The organism is Micromonospora sp. DT228 (genome assembly GCF_049841595.1).
In the GTDB taxonomy this organism is placed as follows: Bacteria; Actinomycetota; Actinomycetes; order Mycobacteriales; family Micromonosporaceae; genus Micromonospora.
Map to the genome: position 1 here is coordinate 486,142 of NZ_JBNCKO010000003.1, position 14,482 is coordinate 500,623.

Annotated in this window: 14 protein-coding genes; 8 read left to right on the forward strand and 6 right to left on the reverse strand. The window is 72.3% G+C overall.

From position 1 onward, the window contains the following. Positions 1-5 precede the first annotated feature (5 nt). The gene (locus ACLQ29_RS09035; RefSeq protein ID WP_425771154.1) at positions 6-2,492 is read right to left on the reverse strand and encodes a helicase-associated domain-containing protein; all 2,487 of its coding nucleotides are present in this window, start codon (positions 2,490-2,492) and stop codon (positions 6-8) included. An 84-nt stretch (positions 2,493-2,576) separates the two neighbouring features. Here ACLQ29_RS09035 and ACLQ29_RS09040 point away from each other — a divergent pair, with 84 nt between their 5' ends. Both ACLQ29_RS09040 and ACLQ29_RS09045 read left to right on the forward strand, forming a co-directional pair. Next, complete coding sequence (locus ACLQ29_RS09040; protein ID WP_425771155.1) at positions 2,577-3,200, forward strand: HAD family hydrolase; 624 nt, start codon at positions 2,577-2,579, stop codon at positions 3,198-3,200. A gap of 27 nt (positions 3,201-3,227) precedes the next feature. Further along, a complete protein-coding gene (locus tag ACLQ29_RS09045; protein WP_030486362.1) occupies positions 3,228-3,614 on the forward strand; it encodes a cold-shock protein in 387 nt (128 codons plus the stop codon). On the opposite strand, the gene ACLQ29_RS09050 is transcribed toward ACLQ29_RS09045, so the two are convergent. Further along, positions 3,575-4,423: a 1,4-dihydroxy-6-naphthoate synthase gene (locus ACLQ29_RS09050; protein ID WP_393365816.1), complete on the reverse strand. Its 849-nt coding sequence runs from the start codon at positions 4,421-4,423 to the stop codon at positions 3,575-3,577. The genes ACLQ29_RS09045 and ACLQ29_RS09050 overlap by 40 nt on opposite strands. Positions 4,424-5,025: 602 nt before the next feature. On the opposite strand from ACLQ29_RS09050, the gene ACLQ29_RS09055 reads away from it, so the two are divergent. After that, entirely contained in the window at positions 5,026-5,946 is a 921-nt protein-coding gene (locus tag ACLQ29_RS09055) for a helix-turn-helix domain-containing protein (protein ID WP_425771156.1), read from the forward strand. Here the strand turns inward: ACLQ29_RS09055 and ACLQ29_RS09060 are convergent. Together ACLQ29_RS09060 and ACLQ29_RS09065 are read right to left on the reverse strand one after the other, a co-directional pair. Next, entirely contained in the window at positions 5,903-6,568 is a 666-nt protein-coding gene (locus ACLQ29_RS09060; protein ID WP_425771157.1) for a futalosine hydrolase, read from the reverse strand. The genes ACLQ29_RS09055 and ACLQ29_RS09060 overlap by 44 nt on opposite strands. After that, positions 6,565-8,181, reverse strand: coding sequence for an MFS transporter (locus ACLQ29_RS09065; protein ID WP_425771158.1), 1,617 nt, complete (start codon positions 8,179-8,181; stop codon positions 6,565-6,567). Before ACLQ29_RS09065 ends, ACLQ29_RS09060 begins: the two co-directional genes overlap by 4 nt. Here ACLQ29_RS09065 and ACLQ29_RS09070 point away from each other — a divergent pair. Beyond that, positions 8,180-9,109 (forward strand): DUF3027 domain-containing protein, encoded by a 930-nt coding sequence (locus tag ACLQ29_RS09070; protein WP_425771159.1) that lies wholly within the window; start codon positions 8,180-8,182, stop codon positions 9,107-9,109. The two genes, ACLQ29_RS09065 and ACLQ29_RS09070, sit on opposite strands and share 2 nt — an antisense overlap. Positions 9,110-9,146: 37 nt before the next feature. Here the strand turns inward: ACLQ29_RS09070 and ACLQ29_RS09075 are convergent, their stop codons facing one another. After that, positions 9,147-9,392: a DUF2530 domain-containing protein gene (locus tag ACLQ29_RS09075; protein WP_393243254.1), complete on the reverse strand. Its 246-nt coding sequence runs from the start codon at positions 9,390-9,392 to the stop codon at positions 9,147-9,149. Between the two features lie 88 nt (positions 9,393-9,480). Here ACLQ29_RS09075 and ACLQ29_RS09080 point away from each other — a divergent pair, with 88 nt between their 5' ends. The 4 genes from ACLQ29_RS09080 to ACLQ29_RS09095 all read left to right on the forward strand — a co-directional run bounded on the left by ACLQ29_RS09080 (position 9,481) and on the right by ACLQ29_RS09095 (position 13,484). After that, positions 9,481-10,959, forward strand: coding sequence for an NCS2 family permease (locus ACLQ29_RS09080; RefSeq protein ID WP_425771257.1), 1,479 nt, complete (start codon positions 9,481-9,483; stop codon positions 10,957-10,959). A gap of 115 nt (positions 10,960-11,074) precedes the next feature. Then, complete coding sequence (locus ACLQ29_RS09085) at positions 11,075-11,524, forward strand: MarR family winged helix-turn-helix transcriptional regulator (RefSeq protein ID WP_357251878.1); 450 nt, start codon at positions 11,075-11,077, stop codon at positions 11,522-11,524. A gap of 71 nt (positions 11,525-11,595) precedes the next feature. After that, positions 11,596-12,879 (forward strand): MFS transporter, encoded by a 1,284-nt coding sequence (locus tag ACLQ29_RS09090; RefSeq protein WP_425771160.1) that lies wholly within the window; start codon positions 11,596-11,598, stop codon positions 12,877-12,879. Between the two features lie 95 nt (positions 12,880-12,974). Next, positions 12,975-13,484 carry a hypothetical protein gene (locus tag ACLQ29_RS09095; RefSeq protein ID WP_393365829.1) on the forward strand — a complete coding sequence of 170 codons (510 nt, stop codon included), beginning with the start codon at positions 12,975-12,977 and terminating at the stop codon, positions 13,482-13,484. Positions 13,485-13,559: 75 nt separating this feature from the next. Here ACLQ29_RS09095 and ACLQ29_RS09100 read toward each other — a convergent pair whose 3' ends face one another. Then, entirely contained in the window at positions 13,560-14,366 is an 807-nt protein-coding gene (locus tag ACLQ29_RS09100) for a helix-turn-helix domain-containing protein (RefSeq protein WP_425771161.1), read from the reverse strand. Positions 14,367-14,482 lie beyond the last annotated feature (116 nt).

Genomic DNA, 14,482 nt, shown 5'->3' on the forward strand with positions numbered 1-14,482 from the left:
CCGGCTCAGTCCGCCAGCACCGCCGCGGTGATCCGGTGCAGCGCGAACGTGTGCAGCATCTCGGTCCGTTCGTCCTCGGCGCGTAGATAGCCGGCACCGATCGAGACCGGCTTGACCAACCGGGACGCGGTCGCCCCGTGTGCGTCGACGTAACCGACCCAGACCAGCGCCTTGTCGCGGACCGCCTGCTGGAGCACCGCCAGGGCCTCGCTGTGGGTGTGCGCCGGCACCGGGCCGCCGCCCAGCCCCGCCGCCCCGCCCCGCACCACCGCCGGCGCCCGCCGGGCCGCCCGCGCCGCCGCGTCACCCCGCCGGATGTGCTCCACCACCCCGAGCAGCCGGGGCATGGGCAGCTTCGGGGCGGCCAGCGGATCGAGTGTCCGGGTGGTCACCGACACCCGGGCCGGGGCCCGCCGGATCCGTGGGCGGGTCAGCACGGTGCCACCGGTGCCGTCCTCCTGCACCGGGGCGAACCCGGCGTCGCGCAGCGCGCCCAGCAACCGCCCGACCTGGTACGGCGTACACAGCACCGTCGGCGCGAGCCGGCGCAGAGCCAGCGACTCCAACCGTCGGTCGGCCAGCACCTCACTGATCAGAGTCTCGTCGTCGCTGCGCAGGTACGCCCCGGCCAGCCCCACCCGCAGCCCGCCGTGCTTACGCGCCACGTCGTCCACCAGGTAGGTGAGCCCCTGCGGCACCGGGGTACGTGACCGCCGCCGGAACACGTCGTGCAGGTCGTCGGCCGTGTAGCCCGAATCCAGCGCCCGCCGCACGCTCGCCGTGGTGACCCGGTGCACGCTGGCCCCACCTGCCGATTCGAGTTCGGTCATCGCCTCCAGCTCGGCGGCGAGCGCCGGCTCGGGTGGGCCGGGCACCACGACGGTCAGGTCGGCCTGCACCAGGAAGTGGTCGACCGGGGCGGGCAGCAGCGCGTCCAGGGCTCGGGCGGCACTCGACGGGTCACCGCTCTCCACGTCGGCGTGCACGCCCAGCGGGTCGTCGCCGCCCCGCACGTCGGCCGACGTCAGGTCCCCCAGCAGCAGCCGCCCGTACGAGGTGAGCGCCCCCAGCCCGGTCACGCCGAGCTGCGCCGCCTCGGCCAGCACCTCCCGGTGGGCGGCGTCCCGGCCCCGGCTGCGCCGTGGCGCTCGCCAGTCCAACAGGTGCTGCACCTCTTCCGGAGTGGGCGCGGTCGCCGGTTCCAGGTCGGCGAGCACAGCGAGCACCGCCCGTCGGGTGGCCGGCGCGTTGGCCCGTTCGGCCTCGGCGGAGAGCGCGGTGATGGGCCGGTCCCGGTCGTCGCGGCGGCCGACAAGCCCCACCTGCCGGCTCATGGTCAGCCAGGCGCGGGCGAGCTGCTCCCACCGTTGGGCCAGCGAGGCGGCCCGCCACACCTCGTACCCGCCGGTCGGCAGCACCTGCTGGTCCGCCCCGTACCGGCTGGTGGTCGCGCCGGGCATCTCCAGCTCGCCCGCGAGCCCCGCCGCGTACGCCACCTCGAGCAGCAGCGCGGTCGTCGGCTCGTCCAACCCGGCGGTACGCGCCAACCGACGCAGGTCCCGGACACCGATGCCGCCCGAGCGCAGCACCGGCGCGGGCTCGTCGGCGAGTTGCTCCAGCAGCCCCTCGGTGTGTCGGACCACCTCCATCGTCTGCCCGGCGCCGGCCGAGTCGACGGCCTTCGGCTCACGCGGCGCGGCGGCCACCGGCGGCGGGCTGGTGCGCAGTGGCCCGAGCGGTCCGCTGTCGCGGCGCAGCAGCAGACCAACCTCACGGGGCAGCTCCACCGTGCCGCTGGCCGTCGACGAGCCGGTCGTCACGGGGACCAGGAGCCGGTTGTCGACGAGCCAGCGCACCGGGGAACCGGTCGGGGCGCCACCGTTCGTCGGGTCGGCGAGCACCGGGTCCTCCGCGCCGAGCGGCGGTGCCTGCAGAGCGCCCGGCGGCACGCTGCCCACCGGCGGGCCGACCGCCAGCCGATCGAGGATCGCCCGGGCCGAGGGCGGGGCGGCGAGCAGCGTCCGTCGTAGTTTCGCCGGGTCCGCGCAGAGCGCGGCCGTGCGCGGGTCCAGCTCCGCCGCTGGCCGGCCGAGCCCGGCGGGGTACGGGGAGACCTCGTCGACGGCGGGCGCCACGTGCAGCGCGTGCTCCGGGCCGTACAGCAGGAAGAGCGCGCGCAGCCGGCCCACGGCGGCTCGGACGGCCGTCGGAGCGGGTGGATGCGGCCCGGCGGTCGCCAGGGCGAGGACGGCGTCGGTGGCCGTGGTGTCGTCGTCCGGGTTCCGGGTGAGGCGGGCGGCGTCGAGGATCTGTTGGGTGAACTGGTCCAGCCCGTCCAGCGCGCGGGCCACCGACACCCGGGACTGGGCCCGGATGGACAGGGCGGAGATGTCGGCTGGCACGGGCACGACGAGGTCGGGCCGCAGCTGGAGGAGCGCGGCCAGTGACTCGTCGGGCAGCGACCGTAGGTGGTCGGCGAGTGAGGTGGTCATCGTCTTTCCACGCTAGCCCGGCAGTGGGCTCTCGCGCCCCTCGGACGTCCGGCCGACCGGGGGTCGCCGGGTAGGTTTCTCGACATGCCCGCACTGACCGTCGGATTCGACCTCGACATGACCCTGGTGGATTCCCGCCCCGGCATCGCCGCGGCCTATCGGGCGCTGACGGCGAAGACCGGCGTGCCGGTGGACGCCGAGCTGGCGGTGTCGCGACTCGGGCCGCCGCTGCGTACCGAGATCGCGCACTGGTTCCCGCCGGAGCAGATCGAGTCGGCGGTGCGGGTGTACCGCGAGCTGTACCCGGCGTACGCGATCACCCCGTCTGTCCTGTTGCCCGGCGCGCGGGAGGCCATCGACGCGATCCGGGCCCGGGGTGGCCGTGTGCTTGTCGTCACGTCGAAGATCGGCCGGTTGGCCCGACTACACCTGGACCACCTCGGCCTCACGGTGGACGAGTTGGCCGGTGACCTGTTCGCCGAGCAGAAGGCGACGGCCCTACGGGAGCACGACGCGACCCACTACGTCGGCGACCACGTGGCGGACATGGTCGCGGCGGCGACCGCCGGGGTGCCCGGCATCGGTGTCGCGACCGGCCCGTGCTCCCGCGATGAGCTGCGCGCGGCCGGGGCGGAGGCGGTGTTGGACGATCTCACCGAATTCCCGGCGGCGCTCGACGGCATGATCCAGCTAGCCTTGGAGCAGTAGCGGCTCAAGTGAAGCAGGGGTTTTCAGGTGCCTACGGGTCGAGTGAAGTGGTACGACACGGCCAAGGGATATGGCTTCGTCACCAGTGACGAGGGCGGCGACGTGTTCCTGCCCAAGGGTGCGCTGCCGGCGGGTGTCACCGACCTCAAGGGGGGCCAGCGGGTCGACTTCAGCGTGGTGGACAGCCGCCGGGGTGCGCAGGCCATGGGAGTCAAGCTGTTGGACGCGCCGCCGTCGATGGCGGAGTTGCGCCGTCGGCCGGCCGAGGAGCTGCACGGCCTCGTCGAGGACATGATCAAGGTGCTGGAGGCGAAGGTCCAGCCGGACCTGCGCCGCGGTCGGTACCCGGACAAGAAGTCGGCGCAGAAGATCGCTCAGCTGGTCCACGCGGTCGCGCGCGAGCTGGAGGTCTGAGGCACCAGGCCGGCGGTGGCGGCTCGATCGAGCAGTGCCGCCACCGCGGCGAAACCGGCCTCGCCCAGGTCCGCCGTGAACTCGTTGACGTAGAGGCCGATGTGCCGGTCCACCACGTCGAGTTCCATCTCCTGGGCGTGCGCCAGCACGTACTCCCGGCTGGCCGCCGGGTCCGCCCAGGCCTGCCGGACCGACTCGCGAATCCAGCCGGCCGCGGCCTCCGGGTCCACCGCGCCGCGTCGGGCCAGGATCGCGCCGAGGGGAATGGGCAGCCCGGTGTCGGCCTCCCACCACTCGCCGAGGTCGACAAGGGCGGTCAGGCCGTGCCGGTGGTAGGTGAACCGGGCCTCGTGGATGACCAACCCTGCGTCGTAGCGGCCGGCCGCGACGCCCGGCATGATCTCGTGGAACGGGACCACTTCGATCCGGGCCGGCGGCCGTCCGGCCGACCAGAGGCGGAACAGCAGGTAGGCGGTGGTCCGATCGCCCGGCACCGCTACCGTGGCGCCGGTCAGGTCGGTGCGGTCCGGCCCGCCGTCGCGATCGCTGCGGGTGAGCACCAGCGGGCCGCAGCCGCGACCGAGCGCGCCGCCACAGGGCAGCAGGTGGTAGTCGTCGAGCAGCCAGGGCAGCGCCGCGAAACTCACCTTCACCAGGTCGAACGCGCCCCTCTCGGCCGCCGTGTTGGTGACGTCCACGTCGGCGTACGTCACCTCGACCGGCGGCGCGCCGGGCACCCGCCCGTGCACCAGGGCGTCGAAGACGAACGTGTCGTTGGGGCAGGGCGAGATCGCCAGAGAGAGCGCCACGCCCCTCACGGTAGCCCCGCCCCTCGCCACTCGATCGCCGCGGTCCGGCGCTTGTGATCTGACGGGCACCCGCCGCCTGTCCCGGCGGCCGCTTGTCCGCGAGCCGTCGTCGGGGCTCGGTAGTCACCTCTGCTCCCTGTAGAGCTGCCCCGTCTGTGGGGCGCGCCGGCGTCCGCAAGGTGCGTGCCGTGCCGTGCCGTGGCCGTGCTGTGCCGTGGCCGTGCCGTGCCGTGCCGTGCCGTGCTGTGGCCGTGGCCGTGGCCGTGGCCGTGCTGTGCCGTGGCCGTGCTGTGCCGTGGCCGGCCGTGCTGTGCCGTGCTGTGGCCGGTGGCCAGTGGCCAGTGGCCAGTGGCCGGTGGCCGTGCCGTGCCGTGCCGTGCCGTGCTGTGGCCGGTGGCCGGTGGCCGGTGGCCGTGCCGTGCCGTGGCCGGTGGCCGTGCCGTGCCGTGCCGGCGAGGCGCACCCCGCTTGCCCCACTGGTGGGGCAGCTCTACAGGCGCTGACGAAGGGATGTACACAGCGGCAGAGACGCTGTCCACAGGGTTATCCACAGGTGGGCTGTTGCTGTTGACGGCGCGAGCTGAGCGGAAAACCATGGACGGGTGGCTGCTGACAAGGGTGCGATCGACGTGGGGGCAACCCTGCGGGATCTTCGTCGACGCGCCGACTTGAGCCAGCGCGAGTTGGCCGAGCAGTCCGGGATCCCGAAGAGCACGTTGGCGCGCATCGAGGCGGGGCAGGGTGCCGGGCCGGCATTCCGCACGGTGGAGCGGCTGGTCCGCGCGGCCGGCGGTGAGCTCGTGCTCAAACTCCCCGACGCCTCTTCCGCCGCGGCGGTTGACGAGTCACCGCAGGCGCCCGACCACGAGCTGCGGGACGAGCTGCGGGACGAGCTGCGGGACGAGCTGCGGGACGAGCTGCGGGACGAGGCCGGCCGCCGCTACCCAGCGCACCTCGACGTCCGTCGAGTCCTGACCCTGAAGGACTGGCCCGGTGCCTGGTGGGTGCACTCCTACACCCTTCCGCAGCGCTTGTGGCCGGTCCGCGTCCCGGAGCTGACCTACGACCTCGATCGGACGCGACGTGACACGCGGCGGTTGCGGGAGCAGGCGCGGGCCCAGGTGCGGTATCGACGCGTGTTCGAAGGGCTGCCGTCAACGTCGTGGCACTTTCTCGCCGAGCTGCCCGGGGCCGGGCCGGTCGGTGAGTTGAGGGCCCATGAGCGGAGCCTGGATCTCCTCCTCGGTGAGGATTGGGGCGACCGACGTGAGCTGGTGTTGGAGGGCGTCGTCGTTGCGCCCGGCCTCCGGACCCTGGGCATCGCGCGTCAGCTGATCGAGCTGCTGGCCAGCGAGATGGCAGTCGCTGACATCCGGACCGTCCACGCGATAGCCGACGGTGGCAACGTGCTCTTTCTGCTCGCCTGCGGGTTCGAGCTACAGGCAAGCCGGCCGTCGGCGCTCACCCTCGAAGTCCGTCCTACGCGGCCGTGGTTGAGCGCAGCGCCGGGGCCGCCGCCGTGAGGGCGGTGAGGGCCTCGCGCAGCCGCCAGGCGTCGCGATCACGGGGGCCGATCGGGTTGGAGATGGTCCGCAGCTCGGCGAAGGGCACCCCGGCCTGCGCCGCGGCGACCGCCACGCCGTACCCCTCCATGGCCTCGGCGACCGCCTCCGGGTGCCTGCGGCGCAGCTCTGCCGTGCTGGCGGCGGCGCCGGTGACCGTGCTGACCGTGAGCACCGGGCCAACCGTGGCCGCCGGGAGGGCGGCCCGTAGTGCCGCCAGCAGGACCGGGTCGGCTGGCACCACGCTGCCGGCACCGAGCAGCGCGAGTGGCATGCCCAGGTCGTCGACGGGAATGAACCCGTCCGGTGACTCGGCGCCCAGGTCGGCGGCGATGCTGGCGGTGCCGAGCACCGTGTCGCCGACCTCGGCCCGGCCGGTGAAGCCGCCGGCCACGCCGGCGCTTACCACCGCGCGGTACGGCCGTCCGGCGGCTTCGGCAAGCACCAGCAGGCGTGCGGTGGCGGCAGCGGCGACGGCCGGACCCACACCGACCGGGGCGACGGTCACGGTCGGGTCGGTCAGCCCGGAACGGATCGCGTCCGCTTCGGCTGGCACCGCCGTCACCACCAGCAGGCCGGTCACGAGAGCGAGCCGGGCGATTCGCGGCGGGTCTCCTCGTCGGCGCCGCCACCCGGGCCGCCGACCGCGGAGGACGGCCGGTAGATGTGGTAGCCCGGCGGGGTCGGGTCCGGACCCTCGTACGGCGGGGAGCTGCTCTGCGCCGGTGCCGGCGAGGTGGGCGCGGAGGCCCCGGGCGCGTCCGTCGGCTCGTCCACGGTCAGCTCGTCCTCGGTCAGCTCGTCGTCGCCGAGCGGCCGGCCGGCAAGCCTCTCGCCGCGCAGCCGGGCCGCGACAAGCACACCTCGGACGGCGGCCAGGATGCCCACCCCAGCGGCCACCGCGATGCCCATCCGACCGTCGAACGGCACCAGCCCGAGCCCGCCCCCGGCGACGAAGGCCAGCATCAGCGCCGTCTCGGAGTGGGCGAAGGAACTCGCTCGCAGCCGTTCCGGGATGCGCTCCTGGATCGAGGCGTCCACGGCCAGCTTGGAAATTCCGCTGACCAGCGCCGCGACCAGGCAGAGCAGGGCCACCATCACCAACGAGAACTGGATGACGGTGAGCACCGCCACGCCCGCCACGATGATCATGCTGCTGGACTGGATGGCTGTCGGTCGGTGGATGCGCAGCCGGGTGCCGACGGCGGTGGCCAGGAAGGTGCCTACCGCGAGCGCCCCGCCGACCAGCCCCAACGCCCACTCGGCGCCCAATTCCCGGCCGAACGCCACGGTGGTCAGGTCGCCCTTCTTGATCGCGAAGGCGAGGAAGAGCAGCAGGAAGCCGTACACCGCACGTAGCGTCGCGGCGCCGATCAGGGTGGCGATCACCAGTCGGCCGGCGGGCCGCCCCCGACCCAGCGGCCGGTCGCCACGGCGTCGACCCAGCGCGCGCAGCGGCCGGGGGACCCGCTCCGGTGGCTCCGAGTCGGCCTTCGGCGGCAACCGCAGCGAGATCACCATGCCGATCAGGAAGATCACCGACGCGACGCGCAGCGGCCACTGCGGGCCGAACCAGAACGCGGCCAACCCGATCGGTGCCACCAGCGCGCCGGCGACGGTGCCGTAGACGCTGGCGCGGGCACCCACCTGGGAGAGGCCGAGCCCTTCCGGCAGCAACCGGGGCACCGCCGCCGACCGGGCCACACCGTACGCCCGGGACAGGGCGAGCACCCCGAACGCGGCCGGATAGAGCCCGAAGCCGTGGATGTAGTCGGAGATCAACCAGGCCAGGAAGGCGCGGCCGAGCATCGTGGCGGCCAGGGCGTAGCGCCGGCCGTGCCGGAAGTGGTCCAGCAGCGGGCCCACCACGGGGGCGAGCATGGCGAACGGCACCATCGTCACCAGCAGGTAGAGCGCGACCTTGCTGCGGGCCTCGCCCAGTGGGACGTTGAAGAAGATCGTCCCGGCCAGGCCGATGGCGATCAGCGTGTCGCCGGCACAGGAGACCGCGTGCAGGTCGAACAGGCGAACCATGCCGACCTCGCCGCCAGCACCCCGGGCCCGGGCCCGACCGGCCCGCCGGGTCACCCAGCGGCCGCTGCCCACCGAACCCCGCAACAGCAGGCGAATGGCGCGAATGCCGGTGCCGACGGTGCGCCCGAGGACGGATCGCCCGGAGCGGGAGTACGACGGCATGTGCACCATCCTCGCCCATCCGATCCGGGTACGCCGCACCACCGCGGGGAAAGGTTCCCCGGGAGTCACTGTCACCCCTGCGGGGCGCATGGGGAACAATGGAGAGGTGACAAGGCCCGCCACCACCCGTGCCGCCCGTCTCGACCAGGTCTGTGCCGCCGCCGTCGAGGTGGCCCGCGCTGGCATCACCGAGGTGGACGCCGACGATGTCGGCGACCACCTGCAGGTCGTGGCCGAGGGCGAACGCCTGGTCACCCACTACTTCGAGTGCCTCCTCGCCGGCTATCGCGGCTGGCGGTGGGCGGTCACCGTCACCCGGGTGTCGCGCAGCAAGACGGTGACCATCTGCGAGACGGTGTTGCTGCCCGGCTCGGACGCGCTGCTCGCGCCCGGTTGGCTGCCCTGGCAGGAGCGGCTCAAGCCCGGCGATCTGGGCCCGGGCGATCTGCTGCCCACCGCGCCGGACGACGATCGACTGGTCCCCGGTTACCTGCTCTCCGACGACCCGGCGGTCGAGGAGACCGCGTGGGAGTTGGGCCTCGGGCGGGCGCGCGTGCTCTCCCGGGAGGGTCGCATCGAGGCGGCGCAGCGCTGGTATGACGGCGACCACGGCCCCGCCGCGCCCATCTCCACCGCCGCCCCGGCCGCCGCCCGTTGCGGCACCTGCGGGTTCTATCTGCCGCTGGCGGGTGCGATGCGGCAGGCGTTCGGGGCCTGTGGCAACTTCTACGCGCCTGACGACGGCCGGGTGGTGAGTGCCGACCACGGTTGCGGCGCCCACTCCGAGACGCTCATCGAGGCGGCCGAGACCGCTGTCGAAGAGCTACCGACGGTGTACGACGACAGCGCGGTCGAGGCCATGTCGGTCAGTCGCGCACCGGGCTCGGTGGAGGCGGCCGAGCCGGCGGAGCCGTACGGGCACTCCTGACCGTGCGCGCCGGGGTGGCCCCGGCGCGGTGGCCAGGTCAGCTCGCGCGGCGGCGGCGGCGGTTGGCGTCGTGCCGCAGCATCACGGCGAGGCCCGGGAAGCCCCAGAGGAAACCGGCGAGGCAGGTCCAGAGCCAGTTCTGATGACCGTGGTCGGTCAGCCAGCCCCGGAAGAAGATCAGCAGGACCAGCCCGGCCACCGCCCAGGCGACCAACCCGGCGAGAGCGAACGGCACCATCGGCGGGTCCAGTGGTGCCGGCCGCGGCGGCTGCTCGTTCGGCATTCGGCAAGCGTACGCGATCCACTTCCCCTGCCCGCTTGTGATCTGGGACGATGCGCGCGACAACCGGAAGATCACCTGCGAGGACCTGATGGCAGTAGCGCCGCCCGAGACCGGCACACCTCCCAACCCCGCTCATCCGCGTAACAGCTTCGACCGGTTCTTCGAGATCTCCGCCCGTGGCTCGACGGTGGGCCGTGAGGTACGCGGCGGCCTGGCGACCTTCTTCACGATGGCGTACATCGTGGTGCTCAACCCGCTGATTCTGGGTGGCGCCGTCGACGGTGACGGTAAGACCCTGCCGATTGCCGCGCTGGCCGCCGGGACCGCGTTGGTCGCCGGCCTGATGACCATCCTGATGGGTGTGGTCGGCCGGTTCCCGCTGGCGCTCGCCGCCGGTTTGGGTGTCAACGCGCTCATCGCGTACGAGATCGCCCCCGAGATGACCTGGGCCGACGCGATGGGCCTGGTGGTGATCGAAGGTGTGATCATCGCGGTGTTGGTGCTGACCGGTCTGCGGACCGCTGTGTTCCGTTCGGTGCCGACGCAGCTGAAGACCGCGATCGGGGTCGGTATCGGTCTGTTCCTGACCATCATCGGTCTGGTGGACGCCGGCTTCGTCCGGCGGCTCCCGGACGCCGCCAACACCACGGTCCCGGTCGGCCTGGGCATCGGCGGCAAGCTGCTGAGCTGGCCGCTGCTGGTCTTCGTGGTGGGTCTGCTGATCACCCTGGTGCTCGTGGTGCGCCGGGTGCGGGGCGCGATCCTGATCGGCATCCTCGCCTCCACCGTGCTGGCGGTGATCGTGGAGGCGATCGGCAACATCGGCCCGTCGTTCGTGGACGGGAAGCCCAACCCGAAGGGCTGGGCGCTGAACGTGCCGGAGTTGCCGAAGACGGTCGTCGACCTGCCGGACCTGTCGCTGCTCGGCAAGTTCAACGTGCTCGACTCGTGGGGGCGGGCCGGCTGGCTGGTCGTGCTGATGTTCGTCTTCACGCTGCTGATCACCGACTTCTTCGACACCATGGGCACGATGGTGGCGGTGGGCCAGGAGGGCGGCATGCTCGACGAGCAGGGCACCCCGCCGCGGGCCAAGGAGATCCTGCTCGTCGACTCGATCGCCGCGGCGGCCGGCGGTGCGGCCAGCACCTCCAGCAACACGTCGTACATCGAGAGTGCCGCGGGTGTCGCGGAGGGCGCGCGGACCGGCGTGGCCAACCTGGTCACCGGGGCGCTCTTCCTGCTGGCCATGTTCGTCGCGCCGCTCGTGGTGGTCGTGCCGTTCGAGGCGGCCTCGACGGCCCTGGTGGTCGTCGGTTTCCTGATGATGACGGCGGTCCGGACGATCGACTGGTCGGACTACGAGATCGCCATCCCGGCGTTCCTCACGATCGTGCTGATGCCGTTCACCTACTCCATCTCCAACGGGATCGGTGCCGGCCTGATCACCTTCGTGGTGCTCAAACTGGCACGGGGTAAGGCCCGGGAGGTCCACCCGCTGCTGTACGGGGTGGCCGCGCTGTTCGTGCTGTACTTCCTGCGTGGGCCGATCGAGACGCTCGTGCTCTGACCCGCGTCCGGGCGGGGAATCGAACGGGATTCCCCGCCCGGAACAGCATTAACCTCCTCGTGAGCCTGGTCATAACCGATGTCGTTAGCCATGCTCATTAGTTAAGCTAACTACTGTGACGGAGCGGACGGTGACGGCGAAACGCGTGCCACCGGCGCAACTGGCACCCCAGTTGCGTGATGCGATCACTCGACTCAACCGGCGGGTCCGCCAGGCCCGACCGGTCGGCGACCTCACGGTCACCCAGGTCTCCGCGCTCACCAGCCTGCGGCTGGCGGGTGCGATGACCCCTCGGGAATTGGCCGACGTCGAGCGGGTGCAGCCACCGACGATGACCAAGATCGTCGGAAAGTTGGAGGACCGCGGCCTCGTGCGGCGGACACCCCATCCGACCGACGGTCGGCAGGTCATCCTCGCGGCGACCGAGGGAGGGCACGCCGTGCTCGACCAGTTCGAGCGGGCCCGCGACGAGTGGCTGGCCCACCGGCTGGCCGCGCTCGACGAGGACGAACGGGAGACCCTGCAGAGGGCCGCCGAGATTCTCCAGCAGCTCGCTCGCGCCTGAGCCGCACACTGCCCCACCGGGCCGTGCCGTCACCTGTCGATGACGCGTACGTCCAAGGAGGCGCACCAAGAGTGCAGGCCAAGCTGAGCACGATGTTCCAGTCCCTACAGGTTCGCAACTACCGGCTCTTCGCATCCGGGCAGCTGATCAAGTTGATCGGCGTCTGGATGATGTTCATCGCCCAGGACTGGCTCGTCCTCGACCTCTCCAACAATTCGGCCACCGCGCTCGGCGTGGTCACCGCCTGCCAGTTCACCCCGGTGCTGCTGCTCACCCTGCTCTCCGGCCGGCTGGCCGACCGGTACGACAAGCGGGTGCTGCTCTTCGCCGCCAACGCGTTCTGGAGCCTGCTGGCGCTCGGCATGTCCCTGCTGGTCCTCACCGACCTGGTGCAGCTCTGGCACGTCTTCGCCTTCGCTGCGCTGCTCGGCACGGCCAACGCCGTGGAGACCCCGGTCCGCCAGGCCTTCGTCTCCGAACTCGTCGGCACGCCCCTGCTGCCCAACGCGCTGTCGCTGAACGCCGCCGTGTTCAACTCGGCCCGGATCGTCGGCCCGGCCGTCGCCGGCCTGGCCATCGCCGCGTTCAACGTCGGCCCGGTCTTCCTCTTCACCGCCGTCAGCTCCATCGCACCCCTGGTCAACGTCGTCCGGATGCGGACGGCCGACCTGCACCGCGACGCCCTGCTGCCGCGCGACGAGCGGGCGTCCGCACGGGTCATCGACGGGCTGCGGTACGTGTGGCGGCGACCCGATCTGCTGCTGCCGATGGCGGTCATGTCGGTGATCGGCATGTCGCTCTTCAACTTCCAGCTCACCCTTGCCGCGCTGGCGAAGACGGTCTTCCACACCGGTGCCGCCTCCTTCGGCCTGTTCAGCACGGCGCTGGCCGTCGGCGCGCTCGGCGGCGCCCTCAGCGGCACCGGCCGACGCAGTCGTCCGTCGGTCTGGCTGGTGCTCGGCGCCGCGATCGCCTGTGCCAGCTTCGGCACCCTGGTCGGCCTCGCGTCGGCGTACTGGCTGGTCGTGGTGCTGCTGGTGCCGACCGGCTTCTTCATGGTCTTCTTCGCCCAGGCCGCCAACCAGCGGGTTCAGCTGGGCGTGGACGCTGCCTTCCGGGGTCGGGTGATGTCCCTGTGGGTGCTTGTCTTCCTGGGCACCAACCCGGTCGGCGCGCCGCTCATCGGCTGGGTCGCGGAGCACTTCGGCGCCGGTGCCAGCATCTGGATGGGTGCGTTGATCTCACTGGCCGCCGCGCTGATCGCCCTCACCTGGCAGCTGCGCCGCTCCGGGGCCCGGCTGCGCTTCCGGGTGCTCCCGATGCCCCGCTTCTACGTGACCTCCGCCGACTGCTGAGGTTTACCGCCGCTCGGACCGCGTCTCGTTGAGCGGATCGTGCGGATGCGGCCAAATCGCTGGCGAGTCGGCACGACGGGGCTTAGCGTCGATGCGTGGGAGTCGGACGCGCGCTGATGCTGGCCTTGGCGTTCCTTGCCGTCGCCAGTCTGCCGGCGGCATTCGCCCTGCTCTTCTGCTATGACGAGATCCTCGACCGGGTCGTCTGCGGCTGGTCCGAATGGCGGGAGCGCAGCCGGGAGAAGCGCACCATCGCCCGCCTGGATCGTGCCGTCGAGGCCGACGCGCTGACCCGGGACATCGACCTCAGCGATTTCGACAGGGTCGACCGTCGGCCCCTGGAGCAGCTCGCCGCCGACCTGCGCCGCCTCGGCGGTCAGCGCCTCGGCGGCAGCGGTCGGTCGATGGTCTGGCACGGCGCGCTCCTGCAGGCGTACGACGACCGGCTCCGGCTGGCCTGCCGCGCCCTCGGCATCACCGAACACCTCGCCGAGTTGTCCGGCGTCGACCAGGAAATCGAGCGGGTCCGGGTGGAGGGTGTGCTGCACGCGGCCGGGCTGGCCCTGCCCGCGGCCCGAGCCGGGCACTGGCAACGGCACCGCTGAGCGTCGGTTGCGGCTCTTCGTCGCGGTCTACCCGCCCTCCGCGTCGGTCGACCACCTCGGCGCGCGCGGCTCGCGCTACGACCGCCTCGCCGCCTGGCCGCTCTGACCCGGTGCCGTCGGCGCAACGACCCGCACCTGCCCCTGGGCTGAGATCGGTGGGGCAGCGGCAGTCTCGGGTCCGCTGCGGAGGACTTCGCGGGCCTGTTCGGCGGCGCGGACGATGCTCTCGCTCATGAAATCGAGGAAGCGGGCGATGTTCTCCAGGCGGGCGGCGGCCGGGGTGTGTGCACCGAGGAGGGCGACGCCCTGCCGCGCGGTGGCGACGAGCTGGTCGTTGGCTCGGGCGCTGGCGATCGTAGCCTGGTAGAAGAGCTCGTTGTCGACGACGTAGCGGTCGCGGCGGCGTTCGTCGCGTTCGCGGCGGACCAGGCTCTGGCCCTCCAGGAAGCTGATCGCCTTGGAGATGGACGCCGGGCTGACCTGGAGGCGCTGGGCGAGCTCGGACGCGGTGAGGGCGCCCGCGTCGGTGGTGAACAGGCAGGTCAACACGCGGGCCCCCATCTTGTTCAGACCCGACGCCATGAGGACGGTGGTGAACGTCTCCTCGTAGTCGGCCACGGCCTCGGCGTCGCGCCCGTGCTGCGGGAGGACCGCCGCCGCCGGGCGGGAGGAGGTTGGCCTGCGCCGGTGGGCGCGGCGTTCGGTGGCGCGGTGAGCTAGGTCGGCGCGGTAGCCCATGGGGCCGCCGTTGCGCATCACCTCGCGCGTGATCGTCGAGGTGGGTCGGTCGAGACGTCGCGCGATCTCGGCGTAGGGGAGGCTGTCGACAAGCCCCAACGCGATCTGCTGGCGCTCCTGCTGGGTGAGTCGGCCTCCCGGCATCTGATCTCCCTGGTGATCCTTCGTGGCGGCCTCGTGGCCTTTCACCATAGCGTTCACTTCTTAACCATTGCAACAGGCGCGGATCGACCGTTGCGTTATCCGGCACACTCGTTGCA

Bases quoted from the DNA above. Each gene is read 5' to 3' on its own strand.
- ACLQ29_RS09080 (WP_425771257.1), top strand. From the start codon at position 9,481: ATGGCAGTAGCGCCGCCCGAGACCGGCACACCTCCCAACCCCGCTCAT.
- ACLQ29_RS09070 (WP_425771159.1), top strand. From the start codon at position 8,180: ATGTGCACCATCCTCGCCCATCCGATCCGGGTACGCCGCACCACCGCG.
- ACLQ29_RS09035 (WP_425771154.1), bottom strand. From the start codon at position 2,492: ATGACCACCTCACTCGCCGACCACCTACGGTCGCTGCCCGACGAGTCA.
- ACLQ29_RS09040 (WP_425771155.1), top strand. From the start codon at position 2,577: ATGCCCGCACTGACCGTCGGATTCGACCTCGACATGACCCTGGTGGAT.
- ACLQ29_RS09065 (WP_425771158.1), bottom strand. From the start codon at position 8,181: ATGCCGTCGTACTCCCGCTCCGGGCGATCCGTCCTCGGGCGCACCGTC.
- ACLQ29_RS09075 (WP_393243254.1), bottom strand. From the start codon at position 9,392: ATGCCGAACGAGCAGCCGCCGCGGCCGGCACCACTGGACCCGCCGATG.
- ACLQ29_RS09100 (WP_425771161.1), bottom strand. From the start codon at position 14,366: ATGCCGGGAGGCCGACTCACCCAGCAGGAGCGCCAGCAGATCGCGTTG.